This window comes from Pseudovibrio sp. POLY-S9 (genome assembly GCF_001431305.1).
In the GTDB taxonomy this organism is placed as follows: domain Bacteria; phylum Pseudomonadota; class Alphaproteobacteria; order Rhizobiales; family Stappiaceae; genus Pseudovibrio.
Window position 1 is genome coordinate 62,671 of record NZ_LCWX01000228.1, and the last position, 4,083, is coordinate 66,753.

Below are 4,083 nucleotides of genomic sequence, written 5' to 3' on the forward strand. Positions count from 1 at the left end.
GCCCGCATTGTTCATGGCTTCATAAGCCATTCCAGCGGACATCGCGCCATCACCAATCACAGCGATCACGTTGTTGTCGCCACCGGCAAGGTCGCGGGCCACAGCCATGCCAAGGCCAGCTGAAATAGAAGTGGAAGAGTGTCCGGCGCCAAATGGGTCGTAATCACTCTCGGAGCGCTTGGTGAAGCCACTCAAGCCGCCATCCTGACGCAGTGTGCGAATACGCTCTTTGCGGTCAGTCAGAATTTTGTGCGGGTAACACTGGTGTCCAACATCCCAGATCAACCGATCTTTGGGCGTGTCGAAGACATGGTGGAGCGCAACGGTGAGTTCAACAACACCTAATCCAGCTCCTAAATGCCCTCCTGTAACAGAAACAGCATCAACCATCTCCTCTCGAAGCTCTTCAGCAACTTGTTGAAGGCGGTCCTCGGGGACCTTTTTGAGATCAGATGGGTTTTGAATTTGATCTAGCAGGGACATCAGGGTCTTCTTAAGTCTTTTGACTATTTGGCAGCTTAACACAAAACGATCCGACCATGGCATATGTTCTAAATTATGGCCGAAACGACTGTCTTCCGTAATTGACCACGATTATAGCAAGCCTGCCCTCTGTGCAATTGCCTGTCATGAATAATTGATCGTTTATGCTAGGTCCTTTTGTAGGGATGCCTCTTCAAAACCTGTGTCAATAGGGGATGAGAACGTATTTTTTTTCATTTGCTAGTATTAATTGCGCTTTTGTCACCCCATGGGGTGATGCAATCTGCGACGAAACGTCCTATGTCGAATGTGTGGTCGATGGGGCCACGTGCACAGTGATCGACTTGGGGCTACGGTTTTCGTAGTCCCCTTTTTTTTGCCTATACCAATAACCGGCGATAAATGAAGAATACTCGTCGATTTAAACTAGACCGTCCGGTCGGTTATACGATCTATCCAGTGCTTTGTATTCTCTGTCTTGAAATAATATTCTGTGAAATATCTCCGGTTAAGTATTGTTCCAATTAAAACTTATCGGCTCAATAGAATAACGGGTGTGTTATGTGCTCAATAGTTTTTGTCCAATTTTATTTAGTAGGCTAAATAATAAATTATCACGAAATTTTTATCATTTAAGTAAAACAGCGTTCCTGATGAATCAGGTGCAAACAAAAACCCCGCTCAAGGCGGGGTCTGTTGAAAAAATGAACGCGTGTACTAGAGAGAGAGTTCTAGTTATTGTGTTTAGAACTAGAATTTCAATTCCATATTAGCTGAATTTATTGCTCATCCAGCGCTTCTGTGCCAACTGCGTTTCCAGATGTGTTCATCTGGATTTTCTCTACCTTCTCTTCAGCAGCTTTGAGCAAGCCATCGCACTTTTCACGCAAGGCTTCACCCCGAGCGTAAAGCTCAATGCTCTTTTCCAGAGGCACGTTGCCTTGCTCCAGATTGCGAACAATGGTTTCCAGCTCAGCTAATGCTTGCTCAAAGGAAAGGTTTTCAATGGAACCGGCTGCTTCTTCTGTCACCAAACTGTCCTCGCTCAGTCGGGAGTAGGCGCACTCCCAATTAGTAATCCATCAATGTCATTACATGAGCGGCGGCAGATCGCGCAAGACCTTCCAGATCATACCCACCTTCTAAAAGCGAAACGACACGTCCCTGACAGCAATCATCCGCAATTTCGATGAGTTTGCGGGTCGCCCACGCAAAGTCCAGCTCTGTGAGGCGCAGGCCGCCAAGTGGATCACGTTCATGAGCATCAAAGCCCGCGGAGATAATAATCAGATCCGGTGAGAATTCACGGATACGCGGCAAAATCGCGTAATCAAGGGCCTCACGGAACTGAGTTCCATCATCGCCTGCCGTGAGTGGGGCGTTGACAATGTTGTTGTGCTCACCCGTTTCATTCACGGCACCGGTGCCCGGAAACAATGGCATTTGGTGAGTGGAGGTGTACATCACGGTTGGATCGTTCCAGAAGATTTCCTGAGTGCCGTTTCCGTGGTGAACGTCAAAATCCATGATCGCCACACGCTCAAGCCCATAAACGTCCTGTGCATAGCGGGCTGCAATTGCCGCATTGTTAAACAGGCAAAAACCAGAGGTAAGAGCTGACTCCGCATGGTGTCCTGGAGGCCGGCATGCCGCAAAAGCGTTGGAAACGCGTTTACTCATCACCTCATCCACACAGCGTGTAGAGCCGCCAACAGCCCGCATCGCCGCCTCCCAGCTGCCCGGAGACAGATTGGTGTCTGGCGCAAAGTCGATAAGGCCCTCTTCAGGGTTCATATTGTGGATGGAGTTGATGTAGTCAGAGCTGTGAACCCGGGCAATATCCTGAAACGTTCCGAATGGCGCGATATCGCGATCCAGCATGAAGAACCTTTCGTTCTCCAGCATACGATCAATAGCCCGCAAACGGTCGGGACGTTCTGGATGACCAAGCGGAGTAAGATGATTTAAAAAAGCCTGATGGTGCAGCAGCAAAGTACTCAAGATATTGAACCCGTTAAAAATGAAGTCAGGTACACAGCCAATTTTAGAGCTCGTTCCAGTAGCGAAGTTGGAGCGTGAAGTGAGCACACTTACTCTAGTGTGATGGCACCTAAATCCAATCCTGTGAAAAATTGGGCGAATTACATATACAAGTCCACATTGCCGAGCAGTCTGTCAATTGTACACCCCTCCAGTTTATCTCGGTAATTGGGATGAGGTGCCGATAAATCTCAGTGGTTATGCCTGCGTGGAATGCCCAGCTGTCCCGTGAGTAAGACAAGAAAAATCCGGAGTGCGTGTATAACACGCAACCCCGGATTAAAGGTGCGAGCAATCTGTGTTGCTCGTGGGGGAGGTCCGCTGCATCTCTAAGAAATACATGACTGTAATATTGGGCCAATTCTTTAAATTTGCACGCTGATTATTCCCCCACTCCTTGAATTCATACTGAGCGGAAAGAGAAAAGGTTAACACCTATTCTTTAGGTGTTGCATAAATACAAGGAATTCTACAATAAGCCCAAAGTATTCAGGGGTAGTTATCCTGTGCTCTCAACGGGTTGCGCCAGAGAGATCTTGGGAAAATACAAAGAAGAAGGCAAAGCGCTGTCTGTTTTCAGTGTTCTGAACAGCGTTTAATCGCGGGGAGCAGCAGCGCGGGCAAGGCGATCATTAATAGCTTCCCCCAGTCCATGATGAGGGATTGGCATGACCGCAATTTTTCCGTTTTCTCCAAGGTCGGCCTGACGCAATGCAGTAAACAAGCGTGCAGCAGCCTCGGTCAGATCTTCTGAGTCGCTGAGAGGAACCAGCTTGGCAGCTTTATCGGAGCCTTTGGGCAGATTAGCGCCAAAGGTAATCAACGCTTCCCCTTCCGCCACATCCTCTGCATTCAGGCGAATGTGGGAGTTGGGAGCGTAGTGGGATGTCAGCATCCCGGGCGCCATTGGGGCGCTGTCGTCTGTTCCTGCACGCACCAATGTTTCACCAAGCACAGCTTCAATGTCTTCACGGGCCAGACCACCCGGTCGCAGAAGTGTTGGGCGGTCCCCCACAAGCGAGACGATTGTTGATTCAACACCTACAGAGGTCGCCCCGGAATCGATGAGGTAACACAAGTGATCTTTAAGATCGTTGATAACATCTTCTGCGGTCGTGCCGCTGATCCGCCCGGAAAGGTTGGCCGAAGGTGCCGCCAATGGGCGCCCGGTATGCTTGCACAATGCCCGCATCACCTCCGAGCGAGGCACTCGGAGTGCGATTGTCTCAAGGCCTGCTACAGCAAGATCAGAGACCGGGCTGGTCGGCCGCTTCGGCAACACAAGAGTCAACGGCCCCGGCCAGAAGGCTTCGGCCAGTTTGAGAGCACGGTCATCAAAAAAAGCGTGGGTTTGTGCTGCTTCCAGACTGTCTATATGAGAAATTAAGGGGTTGAAACTTGGACGCCCTTTCGCCTCATATATACTCGCACAGGCTTTGCCATTGGTTGCATCTGCAGCCAATCCATATACCGTCTCAGTAGGTATCGCGACGAGTTTCCCATCGCTCAGCGCATCGCAAATATCCTGAAAAATTTGCGTGTCTTCCAACTGGGTGTCAG

The 4,083-nt window shown here is 49.6% G+C and carries 4 protein-coding genes; all 4 read right to left on the bottom strand.

What is annotated here, in order from left to right:
- A partial coding sequence (locus PPL9_RS34335; protein ID WP_280139074.1) for a 1-deoxy-D-xylulose-5-phosphate synthase N-terminal domain-containing protein occupies positions 1 to 483 on the bottom strand: 483 nt, incomplete at its 3' end.
- Positions 484 to 1,262: 779 nt separating this feature from the next.
- A complete protein-coding gene (locus tag PPL9_RS22940) occupies positions 1,263 to 1,514 on the bottom strand; it encodes an exodeoxyribonuclease VII small subunit (RefSeq protein ID WP_057465022.1) in 252 nt (83 codons plus the stop codon).
- Positions 1,515 to 1,554: 40 nt separating this feature from the next.
- The gene (locus PPL9_RS22945) at positions 1,555 to 2,475 is read right to left on the bottom strand and encodes a histone deacetylase family protein (protein WP_057465023.1); all 921 of its coding nucleotides are present in this window, start codon (positions 2,473 to 2,475) and stop codon (positions 1,555 to 1,557) included.
- A gap of 643 nt (positions 2,476 to 3,118) precedes the next feature.
- Positions 3,119 to 4,083: L-threonylcarbamoyladenylate synthase (locus PPL9_RS22950; RefSeq protein WP_152986807.1), on the bottom strand; the 965-nt coding region annotated here is incomplete at its 5' end.